The 18,618-nt window shown below is 35.9% G+C and carries 25 protein-coding genes; 14 read left to right on the top strand and 11 right to left on the bottom strand.

The features are described from left to right. Positions 1–49: 49 nt before the first annotated feature. Positions 50–910: a TatD family hydrolase gene (locus SMAR_RS02410; RefSeq protein ID WP_011838777.1), complete on the top strand. Its 861-nt coding sequence runs from the start codon at positions 50–52 to the stop codon at positions 908–910. A gap of 1 nt (position 911) precedes the next feature. Here SMAR_RS02410 and SMAR_RS08520 read toward each other — a convergent pair whose 3' ends face one another. After that, positions 912–1,061, bottom strand: a complete 150-nt coding sequence (locus SMAR_RS08520; RefSeq protein ID WP_169696930.1) for a hypothetical protein — start codon at positions 1,059–1,061, stop codon at positions 912–914. A 99-nt stretch (positions 1,062–1,160) separates the two neighbouring features. Here SMAR_RS08520 and SMAR_RS02415 point away from each other — a divergent pair, with 99 nt between their 5' ends. The 3 genes from SMAR_RS02415 to SMAR_RS02425 are packed head-to-tail and all read left to right on the top strand — an operon-like array spanning position 1,161 to position 3,035. After that, a complete protein-coding gene (locus SMAR_RS02415) occupies positions 1,161–1,448 on the top strand; it encodes a hypothetical protein (RefSeq protein ID WP_244372465.1) in 288 nt (95 codons plus the stop codon). Continuing rightward, positions 1,423–2,451, top strand: a complete 1,029-nt coding sequence (locus SMAR_RS02420) for an AIR synthase family protein (protein ID WP_169696931.1) — start codon at positions 1,423–1,425, stop codon at positions 2,449–2,451. Before SMAR_RS02415 ends, SMAR_RS02420 begins: the two co-directional genes overlap by 26 nt. A gap of 59 nt (positions 2,452–2,510) precedes the next feature. Next, the gene (locus SMAR_RS02425; RefSeq protein ID WP_011838779.1) at positions 2,511–3,035 is read left to right on the top strand and encodes a hypothetical protein; all 525 of its coding nucleotides are present in this window, start codon (positions 2,511–2,513) and stop codon (positions 3,033–3,035) included. A gap of 49 nt (positions 3,036–3,084) precedes the next feature. On the opposite strand, the gene SMAR_RS02430 is transcribed toward SMAR_RS02425, so the two are convergent. Beyond that, entirely contained in the window at positions 3,085–3,723 is a 639-nt protein-coding gene (locus SMAR_RS02430; protein WP_011838780.1) for a Snf7 family protein, read from the bottom strand. Between the two features lie 97 nt (positions 3,724–3,820). On the opposite strand from SMAR_RS02430, the gene SMAR_RS02435 reads away from it, so the two are divergent. Continuing rightward, entirely contained in the window at positions 3,821–4,210 is a 390-nt protein-coding gene (locus tag SMAR_RS02435) for a hypothetical protein (protein ID WP_244372467.1), read from the top strand. 16 nt (positions 4,211–4,226) lie between these two features. Then, the gene (locus SMAR_RS02440) at positions 4,227–4,526 is read left to right on the top strand and encodes a hypothetical protein (RefSeq protein ID WP_011838782.1); all 300 of its coding nucleotides are present in this window, start codon (positions 4,227–4,229) and stop codon (positions 4,524–4,526) included. 15 nt (positions 4,527–4,541) lie between these two features. Here the strand turns inward: SMAR_RS02440 and cutA are convergent, their stop codons facing one another. Then, positions 4,542–4,874, bottom strand: coding sequence for a divalent-cation tolerance protein CutA (gene cutA, locus SMAR_RS02445; protein ID WP_011838783.1), 333 nt, complete (start codon positions 4,872–4,874; stop codon positions 4,542–4,544). A gap of 204 nt (positions 4,875–5,078) precedes the next feature. Between cutA and SMAR_RS02450 the strand changes: the two genes are divergently transcribed. After that, on the top strand, positions 5,079–6,347 hold the full coding sequence (locus SMAR_RS02450; RefSeq protein WP_011838784.1) for a hypothetical protein: 1,269 nt from the start codon (positions 5,079–5,081) through the stop codon (positions 6,345–6,347). On the opposite strand, the gene SMAR_RS02455 is transcribed toward SMAR_RS02450, so the two are convergent. From SMAR_RS02455 to SMAR_RS02470, 4 genes are read right to left on the bottom strand one after another with little or no spacing between them, the layout of a single operon-like run. Beyond that, positions 6,322–7,029, bottom strand: coding sequence for a GTP cyclohydrolase IIa (locus SMAR_RS02455; RefSeq protein ID WP_011838785.1), 708 nt, complete (start codon positions 7,027–7,029; stop codon positions 6,322–6,324). The two genes, SMAR_RS02450 and SMAR_RS02455, sit on opposite strands and share 26 nt — an antisense overlap. A gap of 28 nt (positions 7,030–7,057) precedes the next feature. Next, positions 7,058–7,510, bottom strand: a complete 453-nt coding sequence (ribH, locus tag SMAR_RS02460) for a 6,7-dimethyl-8-ribityllumazine synthase (RefSeq protein WP_011838786.1) — start codon at positions 7,508–7,510, stop codon at positions 7,058–7,060. 21 nt (positions 7,511–7,531) lie between these two features. Beyond that, the gene (ribC, locus tag SMAR_RS02465; RefSeq protein ID WP_011838787.1) at positions 7,532–8,002 is read right to left on the bottom strand and encodes a riboflavin synthase; all 471 of its coding nucleotides are present in this window, start codon (positions 8,000–8,002) and stop codon (positions 7,532–7,534) included. After that, positions 7,995–8,681: a 3,4-dihydroxy-2-butanone-4-phosphate synthase gene (locus SMAR_RS02470; RefSeq protein WP_011838788.1), complete on the bottom strand. Its 687-nt coding sequence runs from the start codon at positions 8,679–8,681 to the stop codon at positions 7,995–7,997. The genes ribC and SMAR_RS02470 overlap by 8 nt, the downstream gene beginning before the upstream one ends. Before the next feature lie 92 nt (positions 8,682–8,773). Here SMAR_RS02470 and SMAR_RS02475 point away from each other — a divergent pair, with 92 nt between their 5' ends. Both SMAR_RS02475 and SMAR_RS02480 read left to right on the top strand, forming a co-directional pair. Next, positions 8,774–9,931: an amidohydrolase family protein gene (locus SMAR_RS02475; protein ID WP_011838789.1), complete on the top strand. Its 1,158-nt coding sequence runs from the start codon at positions 8,774–8,776 to the stop codon at positions 9,929–9,931. A gap of 14 nt (positions 9,932–9,945) precedes the next feature. After that, positions 9,946–11,052: a tryptophan--tRNA ligase gene (locus tag SMAR_RS02480; protein ID WP_011838790.1), complete on the top strand. Its 1,107-nt coding sequence runs from the start codon at positions 9,946–9,948 to the stop codon at positions 11,050–11,052. Positions 11,053–11,068: 16 nt separating this feature from the next. On the opposite strand, the gene SMAR_RS02485 is transcribed toward SMAR_RS02480, so the two are convergent. Continuing rightward, complete coding sequence (locus tag SMAR_RS02485) at positions 11,069–11,722, bottom strand: orotidine 5'-phosphate decarboxylase / HUMPS family protein (protein ID WP_011838791.1); 654 nt, start codon at positions 11,720–11,722, stop codon at positions 11,069–11,071. Positions 11,723–11,886: 164 nt separating this feature from the next. Between SMAR_RS02485 and SMAR_RS02490 the strand changes: the two genes are divergently transcribed. From SMAR_RS02490 to SMAR_RS02505, 4 genes are all read left to right on the top strand, one after another. Then, on the top strand, positions 11,887–12,615 hold the full coding sequence (locus tag SMAR_RS02490; RefSeq protein WP_011838792.1) for a 5-formyltetrahydrofolate cyclo-ligase: 729 nt from the start codon (positions 11,887–11,889) through the stop codon (positions 12,613–12,615). Positions 12,616–12,689: 74 nt separating this feature from the next. Beyond that, on the top strand, positions 12,690–13,787 hold the full coding sequence (locus tag SMAR_RS02495) for a polyprenyl synthetase family protein (RefSeq protein WP_011838793.1): 1,098 nt from the start codon (positions 12,690–12,692) through the stop codon (positions 13,785–13,787). A 42-nt stretch (positions 13,788–13,829) separates the two neighbouring features. Then, on the top strand, positions 13,830–14,156 hold the full coding sequence (locus SMAR_RS02500; protein WP_011838794.1) for a DUF134 domain-containing protein: 327 nt from the start codon (positions 13,830–13,832) through the stop codon (positions 14,154–14,156). Positions 14,157–14,181: 25 nt separating this feature from the next. Next, positions 14,182–14,463, top strand: a complete 282-nt coding sequence (locus SMAR_RS02505) for a DUF504 domain-containing protein (RefSeq protein WP_011838795.1) — start codon at positions 14,182–14,184, stop codon at positions 14,461–14,463. On the opposite strand, the gene SMAR_RS02510 is transcribed toward SMAR_RS02505, so the two are convergent. Together SMAR_RS02510 and mpgS are read right to left on the bottom strand one after the other, a co-directional pair. Beyond that, positions 14,446–15,726, bottom strand: a complete 1,281-nt coding sequence (locus tag SMAR_RS02510; protein ID WP_011838796.1) for a Glu/Leu/Phe/Val family dehydrogenase — start codon at positions 15,724–15,726, stop codon at positions 14,446–14,448. The two genes, SMAR_RS02505 and SMAR_RS02510, sit on opposite strands and share 18 nt — an antisense overlap. 175 nt (positions 15,727–15,901) lie before the next feature. Continuing rightward, a complete protein-coding gene (gene mpgS, locus SMAR_RS02515; RefSeq protein WP_011838797.1) occupies positions 15,902–17,092 on the bottom strand; it encodes a mannosyl-3-phosphoglycerate synthase in 1,191 nt (396 codons plus the stop codon). Between the two features lie 95 nt (positions 17,093–17,187). Here mpgS and SMAR_RS02520 point away from each other — a divergent pair, with 95 nt between their 5' ends. Further along, positions 17,188–18,051, top strand: coding sequence for an HAD-IIB family hydrolase (locus SMAR_RS02520; protein ID WP_011838798.1), 864 nt, complete (start codon positions 17,188–17,190; stop codon positions 18,049–18,051). A 167-nt stretch (positions 18,052–18,218) separates the two neighbouring features. Here SMAR_RS02520 and speD read toward each other — a convergent pair whose 3' ends face one another. Further along, positions 18,219–18,602, bottom strand: a complete 384-nt coding sequence (speD, locus tag SMAR_RS02525; RefSeq protein WP_011838799.1) for an adenosylmethionine decarboxylase — start codon at positions 18,600–18,602, stop codon at positions 18,219–18,221. Positions 18,603–18,618: the final 16 nt, after the last annotated feature.

The raw sequence follows: 18,618 nt of genomic DNA on the forward strand, positions 1-18,618 counted from the left end.
TAAATGATTGAGTCCTCCCTAATAGCTGAACAGTATAGGTGTGTGTGATATGGAGAAACTATTATTCGCTGATGCGCATTCTCATATAAATCCCATAAGAGGTCTTGGAGCTCGTAGAATAGCTTCCAAGTTTAAAAATAGTGGTGGATGGTTTATTGCATTGGTTTCTCTACCACCATACTATTATGGATTCAATGATTTAACAATTGAAAACTATGCTAAGACAATTGAGTTATTGATAAATGAAGCAAAAATTATGCGTAGTTATGGTTTAAAGGTTAAGTTATTGGCGGGTTTTCACCCTGCAGAAGTTGATGAGCATTTTCGTAGGGGAAGAGATTTAAAATATATTGTTGAATTCGCCGATGAAGTATTTAAGTTAATAATTGATTATCACCGAAAGGGATATATTGATGGAATAGGGGAAGTGGGTAGACAACACTATAGTACTGCTCCAAGCAGAATCATTGCTTCTGAACTAATACTTATCAAAGCAATGGAGTATGCAAGAGACCATGATATGATTATGCATCTACACCTTGAACAGGGGGGATGGGTTACTGTTGAGTCAATAGATAAACTGAGGAGGATAACTGGGATTATGCGTGAAAAAGTTTTCCTACACCACGTAGATTATGAAACAAGTGTTTGGAGCGAAAAATACGGATACTGGTATACAGTACCTGCTAAGAAGAGAATATTGTCTAAGGTATTATCTGAGAAAAGAAACTATATACTGGTTGAGTCAGACTTCATCGATGACCCTGATAGGCCTGGAGTATCTTCGTATCCATGGGATATTCCTAAAAGGATCAAGGAATTACTAAGTGAGGGAATAATTAATGTTGAAAACGTATATAGATCAATGATTGACAACATAGTGAAAGCATATAGGGTTGAACCTCCCTAAATTATAGTTCATCTCGTAGAATATGTAGATATATTTTTGAATTAGCAGAACATAGTTCTTTAATCTCCTCTAAAAGCTTATCAAGTTCATTTTCTGAACCTATCTCTACTAAAGCATCTATACATCTAACAACCTTAATCCTATATAGCATAGCTAATACCTGCCCCAGATAAGCTACGTTATAAATTATTTTAATATTATTTTATCCAATTTTTTCTAAATAACACATGTATCAGGTGGTGTTATTGCTTTGAAGGTTTGTGATATTTGTGAATCTAAGCCTGCTAAATACAAGTGCCCAGTTTGTGGAAGATATGTTTGTGAAGATGATTTTGATTTTAACAAGGGGGTTTGTAAGGTTTGTAGTGAAACCATGTGTGAGATTTGTGGAAAGTATCCATCAATAGGATACTGTATGATATGTGGTAGGAATGGGTGCGAGGATTGTTTAATACAGGTTACACCTGTTTCCTATGTATGTAAAGAATGTATTAGGCAGGGGAGATATAGGCTTGAAACTTGGCAGAGCATATCATGAAGGCGGTAAACCATCTTGGGAATTCTTATCAGAAATGTTATCAATACTTCCAACTATGGATCCTGATCTAATTGTTGGACCAAGCATCGGTGAAGACGCAGCTATTATTAGGTTTAAGGATGGCTTTCTCATTGTGCATAGTGATCCAATAACGGCTGCTACTAGAAGGATTGGATGGTTAGCAGTACATATTGTTGCAAATGATATAGCTGTTAGAGGAGCTACGCCTAGATGGTTTTTACCAGTAATACTTTTACCTCCCAAATACCCGGTTGAACAGATAGAGAGTATTTTTGAGGATATAGGCTTAGCCACACGTTCTCTCGGAGCAACAGTGATCGGCGGCCATACAGAGTTTACTCCAGGTATTCCTAGACCTATAATTTCTATGACAGCTATTGGTTATAGTATGGATAAAGTAGTTTTGACAAGAAATGCTCGACCAGGAGATAAAATATTTATTATTGGTCGTGTAGGTGGAGAGGGGGCTAGTGTTATAGCTTGGGACTTCGAGGATTTATTGCTGAGAAAAGGTATAAGCAGAGATATTATTGCTAAAGCAAAAGAATACTTTACGGGTATCAGCGTCGTTGATAAAGCATTATTGATTAGAGACTACGTTAATTCAATGCATGATCCCACCGAGGGCGGATTATTGCAGGGACTAAGAGAAGTAGCTAAAGCAAGTAATACAAGAATTATTCTCGACGCGGATAAGATTATATTAGACCCTGTTGTCAAAGAAATAACTTCTGCACTAAAACTAGATCCGTTGAAAATCCTTAGTAGCGGTGTATTAATAGCTTCAGTTCCGAAAGAGAACACTAGGCAAGTTGAAGATTTGCTTCAGGAAAAAGAATACAAGTACTCAATAGCAGGATATATATCAGAATATGTTAAAGGAGGAGAACTAATAGTTGAACAAAACGGAAAAACAATAAGAATAATAGAAGATGTTGTTGATGAAATATATAAGTTGTGGAGCAGGGAAAGCTATATTTAATAAGTTCATGGATTATATGAGTAAATCCATGAAGAATAAGTAGAGAAGGGCGAGAAAATATGGTTAAAGATACATTAATAGAAGCTAGAAACGTGGTTAGATCAGCGATGGAATCAATAGATAGAAGAATCCTGTCAAGATCAACCGAGTTAAAGGCAAGAACGGTTAGTGTTGCAAGTAGAATATATGAAGTTCTAAACTTTATTGATGCAATCTTGGGAGGCGTCATTGATAGAGTAGGAGAAGAAGATGCTAGTAGAATTGTATCCTTCGGTACATACTTCTACCTAGCACCCTACGAGGACTCATTCACATTGGTTAGGAGCAAACCCTACATGATAACTATATCTTATAAGAAGGGTGAAGGGAAACTTTATGTTAAAACCAAAAACTTTAAAGCAGAAATTACGCCATCAACTATGGAACTAACCAAGTTATCCATGAAGATTAAAGTAGACCTTAGAAGTCCTGAAGATATTTCTAAGAAACTACCAGAGATAAAGTATTTGCTGAGAAGCCTGGGTAGAATAATAGAGTACCAATTACTCCCAGTAGCCGAGAAAAGGCTAGGGTTAAAGCTATAGAATATGTTATAAATTATATAAAAACACTTTAATTTATTAAATATAGATTTTATGGAGAAACTTCGCCCGACTTTTCTGCTTCAGTTAATAGTTTCGGTAATTCAGCATAATGCTCCTTAAGCTTCTGTTCTGCAACTATCTTCGCTTCTTCAAATATCTTCCTAGCCTCACTGTCTAGTCCAACATCTAGTTCGGCTGATATATCTGCTATTCCTGTATTCATTGAAGACTCTAATTCTCTCAGTGCTACTTGTAGATCAATCCATACATCTGGTGCTACAGAGCGAACTATTCCAACAGCTTCCTTCATAACACCAACTATCGGCTGCAATTCCTTCATTGCTCCACCAAACACGAGGAATGTTTCTAATTTGAGAGAAGCATGTTCTAAAGCATATTGTACTGTTATTAATTGCTTAGCAACTTTTCTAAGCTCAGATACTTCTTTAGCATACATCTTAGCTTTTCTCTCATCTCTCTTTATTAATGCATCTACAACACTTTGGAAAAGCTCGCGATCTCTTTGCTCTATTTTTGCCAGATAATTATTAATTCTTCCTAAAGCAGTTTTAACACGGTAATGAGCAATAATTGCCTTTTTCTCTATCGGTTCACGATCATTTTTGAACAATGATTTAATCTTGTCCCCTATTGTTTGTTGGTTGTTTCCAAACCAGATATTAGACATTTATCCCATCACCCGTTTCCACATATCCAGTCTCTTTATGGTGGAAGATATAGTTAAAAAGGCGAGGACTCAATTATACTATATAAACAGTGCCGTAATGAAGAATAATATTTCTAGAACTAGTAGAAGGAGGATGAAAACAATGACAACTGCACGTAGAATGTTCGTAATAAATAAACTCCTTAGAAAAAAGAATGTTGTAGGAAAAGTAGCTGCTAGATATGTTGCCGCTGGTTTCAATGTAACAGTTAATCCACCGCTTAAAGGAGTTTATTTCACAGCTTCCAAACATGGGGTAAGGTATGCTGGCATAGTTCTTTGGCAGAAGAAAAAAGTAGGAGAAGAAATTATTGGTAAAGCAAAAGAAATTGCTGATAAATACAAAGTGAAACCCATTATTATACTGTATGGTTCAGGCCCGATAATTGACAAAGACATTGTGGCTAAAGCTAGAGAAGCAGGCATAATCATTAAGAGAATAAGGTGATATACTAGTGAAAAATATGGATACCCCTAAATCACTTGAAGAATACATAGTATGTAGACAAGATTGTCCACTCAGATTTCTAGAAGCACTAGCCATGAATGGATTCGCGGTGAAAGCTTGGACTGAGAACTGTGAAGGAGAGAAGTTCAAAAAAATAGTTGTAGAATTATTTAATGGAACAAGAATAAATAGTGAATGCAGATTCTATGAGGAAGTAAAGCAAAGTCTAAGAATAATTAATGTTTATATTGGATTCGCTAGAAGGAATAAGGCCTGGGAAAAATTAGAGATTATCGAAGGTGAAGAAGAGAAATAAACAAAAAGCTAGAACCTACTTCGAACTATTCACTACTTCATCTAGCCAATCCAAGTATTTTGCAAAGCCAATAATTAGTGGAATAGCAACTATTTCTGGTACTTCATAACTATGTTTTTCCTTAACGTATTCAACAAGTTTACCGAACTTATCAAGCCTCGTCTTTATAATCAATAAAGACTCGTTTCCTTCCTCAACCCTGCCTTGCCACCAGTAAATACTATGGATCTTATCTACTATGTTTACACAAGCACCTAGTTTTTCCTTAACGATCCCTTCAGCGATCTTCTTAGCTTCTTCATAATTGCTCGCGGTTATAAATACAATAATCCATCCACCTTTAATCATGTACGAATCCCCACACCTCATATATTAGATCAGATAAGGGGCTCGCTCATCCCTATACGTTGGTCGCCGGTAATACCATTCATCACTTTATAATAAATATACTATTAAAACCCTTATTACTCCTATGAGTAAATAAGCTAATAGTATTGAACAATAGGATATCATTATTTATGAGTGTAATGTTAATAATATAAGTGATGATATATGCTGATCAACACATTTAATCATAAGGTATTGATCTTTGAACAGATAATATTATTATTCATAATAATATTTATGCTATTAACTGTAAATTCACATATTGCAGGTTCTATATCATACTGGAACATTGGAGATAAGATCACGCTTCACATAAAGGTAAGTTTATTAGATAATAAACCTTTACCTAATGCTGAAATAATAGTTAAGCCAACTATTTATTCTACACATAAATACATTAATAAAACCAATAATAATGGCACCGCAACGATAACAACAGAATACGATGCAATTACTAATACTGTATATGTGGAAATAAATTATTGGGTATATGGCAAAATATATAGTGGAAAAATCAGTGTTATAAATAAAAACATAGCAATAACATTAAATTATACTATACTTAGAGCTAGTATCAATATATATAATGAATACTTGGAACCTACTAATGTTACATACAAACTTCTCTATGTATGCGGGGATAATCAAACTATACTCTTAGAAAATAATACACCAACAACACAAGTATTAATCAATGGAATAATAGATAATCATTATCTTCTCCTCAACAATAATACGTTACAAAACTATATTCTCCTACTCAACACAATGGAAAAACACCGCATAACTGTAAGATTTGATCAGAGAATTCTCGAGGAAAAGAGAGTAGTAATTGATATATATGATCCTATAATTAGTGTGGAAAGATCAACATATTCAATTCAGAAAATAAATCATGAATATTTCTATAAAATACTACTTACAATTAACGTATGCGACGGAGTGAATACAGAAGACACAAGATTATACGTAAAATATTATTATCCAAAAGAACAAAAACCATTTAAAATTTATCTAGTAGGTTCCAAAACAAATGGCTCTATTATAATATTCATATATAATGTATCTTCTTCCGGAATAATGAGTGGAACAAATAAAACCTTGATCTTAAATATTACAGCAATGGATCCATATGGTAAAAGTACTACATTATTTAAAACTATATATTTGAGCACCTTAAGCAAATTAAACTATACATCAACTACACCAACCACGACAACTATAACTACAAAGTATTTGGTAGGCGAAAACACTTCTACCACATCAAATACTCTACATTTAACAAGCACGAGAAATATATCCACAGAGTATTTTAGCCCACCATATAGTGGAGGCAAAGAAGCTGAGACTTTAACATTTATATATTATTTAGGCCCAATTATCTCGGCGTCTATATTGCTATATGAATTTATACGTCTTCGTCGCGGAGAATAAGAAATCTTTTATCAACTTTACCGCTTCTAATAAGTGTTAATGCTTTTGAGGCTAGAAAAAGCGCTTTTCTAGGCACATATGATAAACCAATACCTGCTTTGAGATATGAAGGTATTAGTTCAAGTAGTTCATTCAATTTATTTTCTGGAACTACAGCCAACATATTGTCTCCGCCGAGATAACTAGTTATACCTCCTAGTTGAAACACGTATTTTGTAATCATATTATAGAGATCGAGGATTCTAATATATGATTCAAAAATGCTTGTCATCTCAGTATATATTGTTACACTGTTGAAATCGATGTGAACAACTACATTTTCATCTTCTACACCATCTAAATAAATGATCTTGCCTGGTTTCTCCTCTAATAGACGAGACGCTATTAATTGTCCAATTGCGGGATATTTATGAGTAATCGAGACTATTTTTACTCCATAAGGTGTTATAGGATCTATTTCGGTAAGTATTTCTTGATGGGTCTCCTTATCTATTCCATTGCTGAGAGCTAAGTAATGATCATATCTTAGAGGAACTACGAACCCGTTTTTCTTGGAGAAAAGAGTTTGCAAGATATCATATGTTCTAGCTTGTCTTTTCTGTATAATCCATTCTCTATCATAACCCAGTTCTTCCGTCCACTTCCGATATTTCAATAGCTTTATCACTGTAATCCTGGGCACATATAATACCCCGCTTATTCTAAGAAAATTATTCTATGAAAACTGTTTCACCAGCGAATTTCTTTTCTTCTAAGCTTTTAGATCTATTAATCATTTTAGCAACTGCTTCGACAGCTCTTCTAGCATAGTCTTCTACTCTCTCCAGAGCCTGCATACGTGTTGCTCCAGGACCAATTATTCCTAAACCTACCGGTTTACCGTATTGTATCATTAAATCCATTAGTTTCCTAGCTGTTTGACTAGCTACTAGTTCATCATGTTTAGTAGCACCCTTGATAACGGCTCCTAAAGCTACTACTCCATCAACATCGTTTCTTTTCAGAAGATTCGCCACTGCAAATGGTATCTCGTATGTTCCCGGCACCTTGAATACGTATGTTATTTCTAATCCTAAGAATCTAGCGTGGCTAATTGCTTTTTGAAGCATTAAATATGTAATATCATAGTTGAACTCGGACACAACTATTCCTATTCGAGCCAATTATTTCTCACCTCTATGAGTTTATTCCTTTATAGGGCCCTCATCAGGCCTGCCTTGTCTAAGGCCCTTGCCAGCGTATTGTGTTAAAGCTTCTCTACCATATTTAACTAGCATTACAAGATTTAAAGCATGTTTCCGTGCTCGATCAACAGCTATATTGTAGAGGTCATCTAAATCGCCTGCTTCGTCCTCATGAACAGTTACATCTATAACGTGTTTACCCGTCATAATTTGTAGCATTATCAAACCCACACTCATAGCTAAATAACTATATTTATCAACTTGTCCAGGACCAACCCATCCAAGCGTTATAACGGCATCACAGCCTTCATCAATTAACAATCTCCTAGCAGCTACAGGTATATCTTTTATTCCAGGAACTGTGTAACGAATGATTTCTGCTTCTGGAAGATTCTCCTCTATAACCTCGATCGCGTATTTAGCCATGTCAACTCGAGAAAAAGTAGTGTCAACCACACCTATTTTAATCATTTAAATACCCTCTCTTCTCTGCTTCTGCAACAATGTCTACTCCATCTATAAAGAATAGTCCGTTCCTGATTGCGAATCTCTTAGCATCTTCATAGGGTAGGCTCTGCCCTTCATCCAGCATTTCAGCAATAACTATAGATGGTGTTAAACCTGTGATTAACGATAATGCAACGGATAATTCTGTATGTCCTCTCCTATTAGCTAATCCTCTCGATGTAAGTATTGGGACATGGCCTGGAGCATAGAATTCTTTAAGAAACCTATCTCTAGCTTCCTCCATATAACCTTTATAGATCAAAGCCGCTATTTCAGATAATGCTTTTATAGTTAATGCTTTATCGGAATCGCTAATCCCGGTTTTCGTGGCTACATGGTTTAACCATATATTGAAAGCAGGGGGATCACCATATCTTGGTTTCCTAGTGGCTAGTTCTCGTATGCTTGGATGCTTAATTATTAGGTCTTGGAGGAACGGCAGATCTAGGGCTTCCCTGAATAGTCTACCTGATACAAAACATATTTGTCCGCCAGCGTATTTTCTCAGATAAGCTATTTTCTTATAATCAATTGTTCCAGCATAGAAAACCATGTCTGTTTCAGCTTCTCTCTCAATACTATCAAAGATTAATACGGGTTTACCACTTAACAAAGCATTTCTAATATCGAGCCAGCTAATCAAGATACTTATCCTCCATTACTAATATATTTCGTAAACTCAAATATTGCTTTACAAGTATAAATAGGTTGATTAAAAACAGTGTGTGTTGGGCGATGAAGAATCCTAGTCCAGCCGGAACGGTGAAGAAGGGATCTCCGGCACTGAGCCGTATAGTTATTAATACTTATCATTTACTCTATGGAATCGAACTTGAAGATATCGGTAAGAGCCATATTATTGTAGAGAATGGAGTTATAAAAGAAATTAACCATGGTTTCAGAGGAGATGCTGATTATACTGTAGGAGCCATATTGCCTCTTCCGGTTAATGCTCATATTCATTTAAACGATTATAGGGTTCCAGAGCATTGTATAGGATATAATCTGAGCTCATATGCTGGATCAAAAGGAGTAAAACATCCGTTAATACAGCTCGTAAAAAACCCTATACTACCCGAAGAATTAGCATATGTCATGACCCAATACAGTATAGTTGTTGATTATCAAGAACATTTTTGGAGATGCAACGAGTTCAGAGAAAAATTATCAAGATACGGAGTAAAATATATTGGTTTATCTCGTCCAACAAGATATGATCTAGAAGAAATAAGTGATGTTCTAAAACACTGTGATGGAATAGGCATATCAAATCCGCTTAAACTTCCACCATGGATAGTTGCTGAGCTAGCACAAATTGCTAATAATAAAATAGTGTCAGCCCACATATCAGAGACTAAAACCATGGAAGAACATGGTAGCCTACACTATTTATTGAATTATAGAGTTAAACCACCACATATAGTTCATGGTGTTTACCTGGAAGACTGGGAGTATAAGCTCTTAGCAGATGAAGACATTGTATTAGTTGTAAATCCTAGAAGCAACTTATGGTTTACCAGTAAATTGCCCCGTATAGATAAAGCATTAAAACATGGAGTCAAAGTAGCTGTTGGAACAGATAATGCTGGTTGTTTCCACCCCGATGTATGGGTGGATACATTATTGCTAGAAACAATCTATAAAGATATTGATCCCAGAACATTTCTTGAAATGACAACTATAAACGGTTATTATGCAGTAAGACAAAAACCCTTAATTATAGAGGAAAATATGAATGCATATTTTATGGGTGTTGACCTAGGAGTGGCTAATTATAGGTCGGGTAATATTTATGGTTCAATAATTAATAGGATCATTTGGAGCCCATATAAGATATTTGTGAAGGAAAACAATCTATATATTCACACCATAAAATACCATTTTAAAGATTGAATGGGGCATGAAAAATGACGATTAGACTTGATCCATGGGGTCATTTCGCAATTGAAGAATACGATAAATTATTTAAACAATTCGGCATAGAACCAATAGATAAAGCAATACCTTTACTGCCAAAAAAACATTATTTCTTTGATAGAAAAATAGTGTTCGGACATAGAGACTTCGATAAATGGCTTCAAGCGCTTAGGAATGGTGAAAAAGTAGCTGTTCTAACAGGTTTCATGCCTAGCGGACATACTCATCTAGGCCATTTAATGGTGATCGAGGAGCTTAGGTTTCTCCAAGAACTAGGTGCTCACGTTAAAATAGTTATTGCTGATGCAGAAGCATATGCTGTCCGTAAATTATCTCGTGAGGAAACAATAGAGTATGGAATCGAATATATTACTCATGCTATTGCTTGGGGACTTGATCCTGAGAAAACAGAATTCTATTTCCAAACAGCGCAGAAAACAGAATATTATAGATTAATACAAATGTTCTCGAGAAAAGTCAGTATGGCTGAGATGGAAGCTATATATGGAGATATAAGCCCCGGTAAAATAATTGCATCCCTAACACAAGCAGCAGACATACTCCACCTACAATTACCGGAGTATGGTGGATATAAATATGTTCTAGTCCCTGTAGGAGCCGATCAAGATCCTCATCTTAGGCTTTCAAGAGACATTGCTGATAGATTCCATACAGAACTCGGACTCAACAGACCAGCTTCATTCTATCACAAATTCATTCGAGGACTCGATGGAAACAAGATGAGTAGTTCGAAACCAGACTATGCAATATTTCTTCTAGATAAACCAGATATTATCAAGAAAAAGGTAATGATGGCGCTTACAGGGGGGAGAGCAACAGCTGAGGAGCAAAGAAGATATGGAGGCATACCTGAGAAATGCACAGTTTACGAGTTATATATGTATTTCCTATATAAGGATGACCAGAAACTATATAAGCTCTATAAGGAATGTGTAGAAGGAAAAATACTTTGTGGAGAAGATAAGAGAATAGCTGCTAAACTACTAGTTGAAATGCTTACTGAGCATCAGAGAAGATATAAGGAAATAATGGAGGAAGGAATTGTTCAAAAAATCGTAAAAATACCTGCTTTCTAAAATAGATAATGTATTTTCAAGATAGTATTTCTTCCATGAACCTCTTAGCAGACTCTACGGGGTCATCTGCCTTAGTTATAGCACTACCAACAACAACTATATCCGCACCAGCATCAACTAATGGTTTTGCTTTACCATGCTTTATTCCTCCGGCAACAGCTATTTTAGCATTTATATTCTTCTTTAACATTTTGATCTCATCTATTAGTTGATCTATTGTTAATCCTCTACTACGCTGAACATCTATTCCAACATGATATAATACTACGTCTACACCGAGCCTGTCAAGTTCTAGAGCTCTTTTATATGGGTTAGGATGATTTATCAAGTCCACAATTAAAAGCTTATTATATTCATGTGCCTTATCTATGGATTCCCTTATTGTTGAGTCATCAGCTAAGCCGAGAACAGTGTATGCATCAGCACCAGCACTCAAAACTATTTCACCCTCAAACGCCCCGGTATCCATAGTCTTAGTATCAGCTACAACGAAGCAATTAGTGGATTTCTTTAAAACATCAACTCCTATCCTGCCCCAAGCCTTTATGAGCGGAGTCCCTGCTTCCATCCATATATTCCCACATCCAAGCTCAGCAACTATACGTGTAGATAAGCTTAATGCTTTAAACAAGTCATCAACATCCAGAGCAACCTGAAGAATAGGTTTCACTTTTTGTCGCCTCAAATAAACATATATGCATAATTATTTGAATACCTATGGTTAATTATTTTGTTTTGACAATTATTATAGTAGCACTCTATATTTTTACTAAGAAATAATATTTTTGATCTATAAAAAATTTAGTGCATTATTAATGCATGGGTTGTTTTGCAATGAATAATATAAAAGAACTGAAGAAGAAGATAAGAGAGCATATATGGAGTATTATGGAGATGAAAAACACAGCTAGATTTCCTAGACCAGTATATGGTAGGATACCGAATTTTGTTGGTGCAGAACAAGCTGCTTTGAAGATAAAGTCTTTAGATATATGGGAGAAAGCAGAAGTTATAAAGGCTAATCCTGATAGTCCACAAAAACCTCTCAGATACTATGCTTTAATGAATGGTAAGAAACTGATAATGGCTACTCCTAGGCTGAGAGAAGGATTTCTATTACTTGACCCATCAAAAATTCCATCTACAAAATACAGTTATGCATCAACTATTAGAGGAGCATTTATTTATGGAAGAAAGATTTCTCTACGCGAAATACCCATGGTAGACCTTATTGTGACAGGTTGTGTCGCAGTGGATAGAAGGGGCGGTAGACTTGGTAAAGGAGGTGGTTATGCAGAACTAGAATACGCTATACTACGCGAAATAGGATCGATTGATGAACAAGTATATGTTGTTACAACGGTTCATGATATACAAATAGTTGATCATGTTCCTTTAGAACCACATGACTTAACAGTGGATATAATAGCGACTCCTACTAGGATCCACATTGTTGAGCCAAGGCCTCCCAAGCCTAAAGGTATTATTTGGGAACTATTAGGTGAGAAGAGAAAACTCAGTGTCTTCAGAGAACTAGAAGATATTGTTAAGAAGAAATCTTAGGATAAGTAATGGTTTCCACTAGAATCATTTATTATTTATATCTTGTTCATGTATACGTATTACTGGTGGTGATAATGGATAACTATATGGAACTTTTAGAATTTGCTAGGAGAGTCACGAATAAGACTCTCCAAGAAATCTTTGACGAAGTAGATGTTGAAGCTAAAGGTGTTTCTAGTAAAGTTGTTGATATACCCTTTATTTCTAGGGATTATACCTTGAGAGGGGGGAAGAGGCTTCGAGCATTTCTTGTACTAATTGGTTATTGGAGCAGAAAATGGGGTTATGGCAATATTGACTCGATAAAGTATTTAATGGCTGGAATAGAGTTTTTGCAGAGCTACCTATTGGTGCATGATGATATAATGGATGAAGACGAGATTAGGAGAGGTGGTCCAACTGTTCATGTATGGTTTGATAGGAAATGTAGAGAAGAAGGACTTATTAGTCGATGCAAACACTACGGTGTTTCACAAGCAATAATTGTTGGAGATTATCTAGAATCGCTGGCTGTTTCAATGTTTACTAGGCTTAACTTGCCTGATTATGCATTAAAAGAATTAATTAAAACATATACTAGGGGTGTACGATTAGTAGCTTATGGTCAATTCCTCGACGTCTTAATAGCTAATACACCACTAAAGAAAGTATCTGAAGATGATGTCTATAATATACACATGTTAAAAACAGCATCCTATACTGTAGAATTACCTTTACATCTTGGAGCAATAGCTTCTCTAATGTACAATAATGAATTACTAATGGAGCTTTCACAATATGCTTTACCAGCAGGCATAGCTTTCCAGCTACAAGACGATATACTGGGATTGTATGGTGATCCAAAGGTTACAGGTAAACCTGTTGGAAGCGATGTTAGAGAGAAGAAGAAAACATTACTTATAGTTAAAGCGTATCAGTTCGCAGATGCTGATGATAAAAAGTTTCTAGAAGAACTATATGATAAGAGGAAACCCGAAGAAATCACAGACGAAGATATTAGGAGAGTTCAGAGTATAGTAAGGGAAACAGGTAGTTTAGATTATAGTGTTAAAAAGATGAACGAATACGTTGAAAGAGCAAGGAATGCTTTGAGATCATCTGTAATAATTAATGAAACAGCTAGAAACATTCTAGAATGGCTCCTAGAATTATTTATTAAAAGAAGACATTAAGTTGGTATTGTATATTTATTTTTATTATGAGGAGATAGAATCATGCCTGGCAGAAGAATGGGATGGAGAGTAGGGAGGCCTAGGAAGCCTAGAATAGTTAGATTTGATATTAGTGGGAAAATAACATGGGTACCGTTAGTTAATGGTTTACCAGCTCAGAAATCTCCACCAATAATTTTAGAGCCTGACGAGTTCGAAGCGTATAGACTTGTTTACGGTCATGGTTTAACCCAGGAGGAAGCAGCTGTTAAAATGGGTATTTCAAGAGGTACTTTATGGAGACTACTAGTTTCTGCTCGTAGAAAAATAGGTTATGCTCTTGAAAACTTGGCCCCCCTAATAATTGAGCCAAAAACTGAGACTCCATAATATTAATACTTAAGAAGGGTTTTGAATGCCTAAGAGAATGGGTGAAATAGAGTATTGGCTTAAAAAATTGTTTTTCAGCGGTAGAAAAGAAGATTATATTGTTTATATACGTTACAGAGTCGATGGGGAGGAAGAACTTAGGCCTATTCCCGGAAAATTCATTGATGATATTCGGAGAGGATACATTATTGTTGGAGAAGACATGATTCCTTTTCATAGAGTAGAGGAGATCAGGACACGCGATGGAAAAATTGTTTTTAAGCGGAGAAAAAATATGGGTTTAAGAGACTTAGATCCATCCTCTTAGCTTCATTGCACGAACTACGCGATCTACAGCGATTGCGTATGCGGCTGCTCTCATTGGGTAATCACTGAATTTCTTCTGCCAATCATCGAATACACGGTTGAAGTTATGGGTCATTATTCTGTCTAGTCTAGCTAGTGCTTCTTCATCTGTTAACCAGCATCCCATACGGTTGTGGCTCCATTCAATCCAGCTCATTGTTACGCCTCCTGCATTCGCTAGAATATCTGGTACGATTACTACGCCCTTCTTATGAAGGATCTCTTCGGCTTCAGGAGTTGTTGGCCCATTTGCTCCTTCACTTATAACTTTGGCTTTGATACGGTCAGCGTTTGCCTTGGTTATAACGTTCTCGGTTGCTGCTGGTATGAGTATATCTACGTCTAACTCTAATAGTTCTTCATTACTGATTATCTTCACATTTCCTTTCTTATAATTCGTTACCTTGCCAGTTTCCGCCTTAACCTTCATTGCTTCTTCAACATCTATTCCGTTAGGATCATATATTCCACCACTACGGTCGCTGACGGCTACAACTATTGCACCCCACTCCTTGAGGTATTTAGCAGCGTATTGACCAACATTGCCGAATCCCTGTATAGCTACGGTTTTACCTTCAATTCCCCCAATCCATCTCTTAGCTGCTTCGCGTGCTGTTAAGGCTGTTCCATAACCTGTTGATACTGTGCGTGCATGTAGTCCTCCTAATTCTACTGGTTTAGCTGTTACGACTCCCCATGCATTGTATCCGACAATTTTACTGTATTCGTCAAAGTACCAAGCCATTGTTTGTGGATTAGTATATACGTCTGGAGCTGGTATATCTACGTCTGGACCAACATTTCTAGCTAATGCAGCAAAATATTTTCTGCTGAGCTCTTCTAGTTCACGCTGGCTCAGTAGCTTGGGGTTTACTCTTACACCTCCCTTTCCTCCACCATATGGTATTCCTGCTAAGCTATTCTTCCAAGTCATCCACATAGATAATGCTACTACCTCACCAGGTGTTACGTCTTCACGGTAGCGTATTCCACCCTTGTAGGGGCCTAGAGCACTGTTATGCTGAGATCTCCATCCGAGATAGACTTCGATTTTGCCATTATCTCTTCTAACAGGTATTTTAACTTGTATTAACCTTTCAGGATGTCTCAGTACTTCTACGATCTCATCTGGCAAGCCTAGTAATTGGGCTGCTTCTCTTAATTGTTTAACTGCCATTTGATAAGTTGGGTCATTTTCATATAGTGAAGCAGGTATTTCTGTCATCTAGAACACCAATACATTATGTTCTCAATATATGTTTATATCAATATCAGGTATATATATCGATTGCCTCCATATTTACATATAATATACGGTATAGTGGGAATAGTGTGGGTATATACAAATAAGTATGAAATAAACACGTATTTAAAATAACGTTAAGAATAGAAAATCTATGCTAATATTCTTTCATGATAAGAGTCTCACTACTCTCCTCCAGAATCTTAAATATTTTCCGAGCATCAGCCTCTATCAATGGAGGATACTTTACAGGTTCAGGTATCTCTTCATCACGGCTTATAGCTCTCCTAGCCAATAATTCTTCACGTATCCTATTCTTTAAGAATTCATCAGCTAATCTACTATGATATATTGTTGCCAGGCTCTGCTTGATCATTTCAGGTATATGTGTTTCCTCCCTCTCTTCATGAATATGAGGATTACGTGGTTCTATCTGGAAAATCTCAATAGTATTCTTCATGACCTCCGGGAATCTAGTTTGTTTTAAACCAGTATATTCCTCGAGCATATAAACAATCTGGTATGGTTCAATGCTGAAACCGCTTGAATAACCTATTCTATCAACTAGTTCCAGAGTCATAGCATGTTCTCCGGCATTACTTGTTTTTATAATATCAGTTTCAAACTTTGTGATTGATGCAACTAACAGGTTCATGTATCTATTAGTTATTTCTGAAACCCTTCCCCTCCTACGGAAATAGAATCTTTTACCGACAAATTTTGTTTTATAGGGCCACTTGATTCTAACCATTGCAAATGGTGATTTAGCCATGTAGAATCCAGCAGCATATATGTGGACATACTCGTTAACAGCTCCTGGAATATAGTTGTCTGAATCAATGAATCCAACATATTTCCTACCCAGATACTTAGCCAGTAATAATCCTACAATCATTCCCTCACCTTTACCATCCTTCACGTATCCATTATCTCCAACAATATATGGATAACCAGCTTCTTTGAGCGCTTGTCCAAGCACGGGGTCTTTTTGGTGAACAACCATTAAAGGTCTACGTGTTAATCTATAGAATTGAAACAATGTATCTAACTCAATCCTATACTTATCTATTGGTTCACGCTTACTGTTAGATACAACAACCACAAATGCATCATGAGGTATTCCACTCAACACACCCTCGAGGACTTTGGGGTTCTCATTCTTCACTGGAACAATAATTGTCATATTAGCTTCTATTTCCTCAATATCACTACTGCTCACATTAATTGTTCCCGGAACTTCTCCGCCGAAATCACTTGTTTTACCACCACTAAGCTCCAATACTCGCTGAACATCATAGAACCTAACCGCTCCAAATCTCTCCATATACCTTGGCATTTCAACCCTCATACCAATCCCTCCAAGTAATAATATCTATATATCAACAATGTTTTAACACTATTCATATTTCGGCAAAAATAGTATATTTCAATGTGTGACCAGCTATGAATAAGAAGAGAATAGTAATTATATCAGATATGGATGGTTGCTTACTTGATAAAACATATGATTATAGGAAAAGTATTGATGCTATAAAATATGTTTTAAAAAACAATATTTTACTAATCCTAAATTCTTCGAAGACAAGATACGAGATCGAATACTATATTAAAAAATGGGGTTTACATGACAAAACAATATTCATAGTAGAGAATGGGGCAGCAATTTTCATCCCCAAAAAACTTGTTGGTAAGAATTCGCTGATTCATAATGTGCTTAAGAAACATAGGTACATCTTAATTGATAAATACATTATAATAGTAAACGGGTTAAAAACAAGTATTATCGAGCAGAAGATAGCTGATATAATTGAGGAGACAAAGGAAAAAATATTGTGGCTCAAAGATTTTACACCACAGAAATTCTCTGAACTAACAGGTTTACCAATAGAGCAATCAATATTGGCTCTGAAACGCGAATACTCGTACCTGTTCCACCCATTAGTTAAGGGAGAAATAATTGATAATATAATTGAAGAGATCAGAGTTAGAGGCTTAAATGTTTCAACAGGTTCTGGAATCATATACCTTATAACTGGAAACCATGATAAAGGCTTAGCAACTAAGCAAATAATTGAGATCATAAAAGAGATTTTCAATAAAAACATAGTAACAATAGGCGTGGGAGACGGACACAATGATATATCAATGCTTAAAACAACGGATTACTCTATACTCCTAAACTGTAGAGAAGATATTATCCAGGAACTTAGCAACAAAAACAACATAGCCATAACATGTAGGCGTGGACCCAGTGAATGGTTGAACATGGTGAGGAGAATAGTTGAATTAATAGTGAAGAAGCAATAAATAATTCGTACAAATAATATAATTATATTATCGGATCATCCGAGCAGAGATATTTGTTTCTAAAATATTCTTGATTAAGCAATCCATCTATTAGCTGAGTATTAGAGCTGAAAAATAAAGAAGCTGGTTAGGGAAAATATTATGTATTTTTATAAATTTGATTATTTTTATTGTTTTAAGAGCTGTGTTCTATCAGCATAGTTTACTGTGTATTCTTTTGGTTTCAGTTTTTCCACGATATAGTTGAATGCTCTCCATGGATCGCTTTTTTCTCCACACGTGTATACGTCGACTGTGGCGTAGCGGTAGTTTATCCATGTATGAATTGCTATGTGGCTCTCAAGGACCAGTGCTATTACTGATACTCCTCCCTTTTCACCGCCTAGCTTCCATGATTTAACCTCTAGTAGAGTCATATTAGCTAGTTTAGCCGCTTCTACAACCACGTTTCTAAGATATTCTTCGTCTCCAGCGATTTCTTCTGGTATTTCATATAGGTTTCCGTATACATGTTTACCTATAATCCTAGGATCTATTAGGGTGTTATCCATATAATCTCACCTCTTA

The organism is Staphylothermus marinus F1 (genome assembly GCF_000015945.1).
Lineage (GTDB): Archaea > Thermoproteota > Thermoprotei_A > Sulfolobales > Desulfurococcaceae > Staphylothermus > Staphylothermus marinus.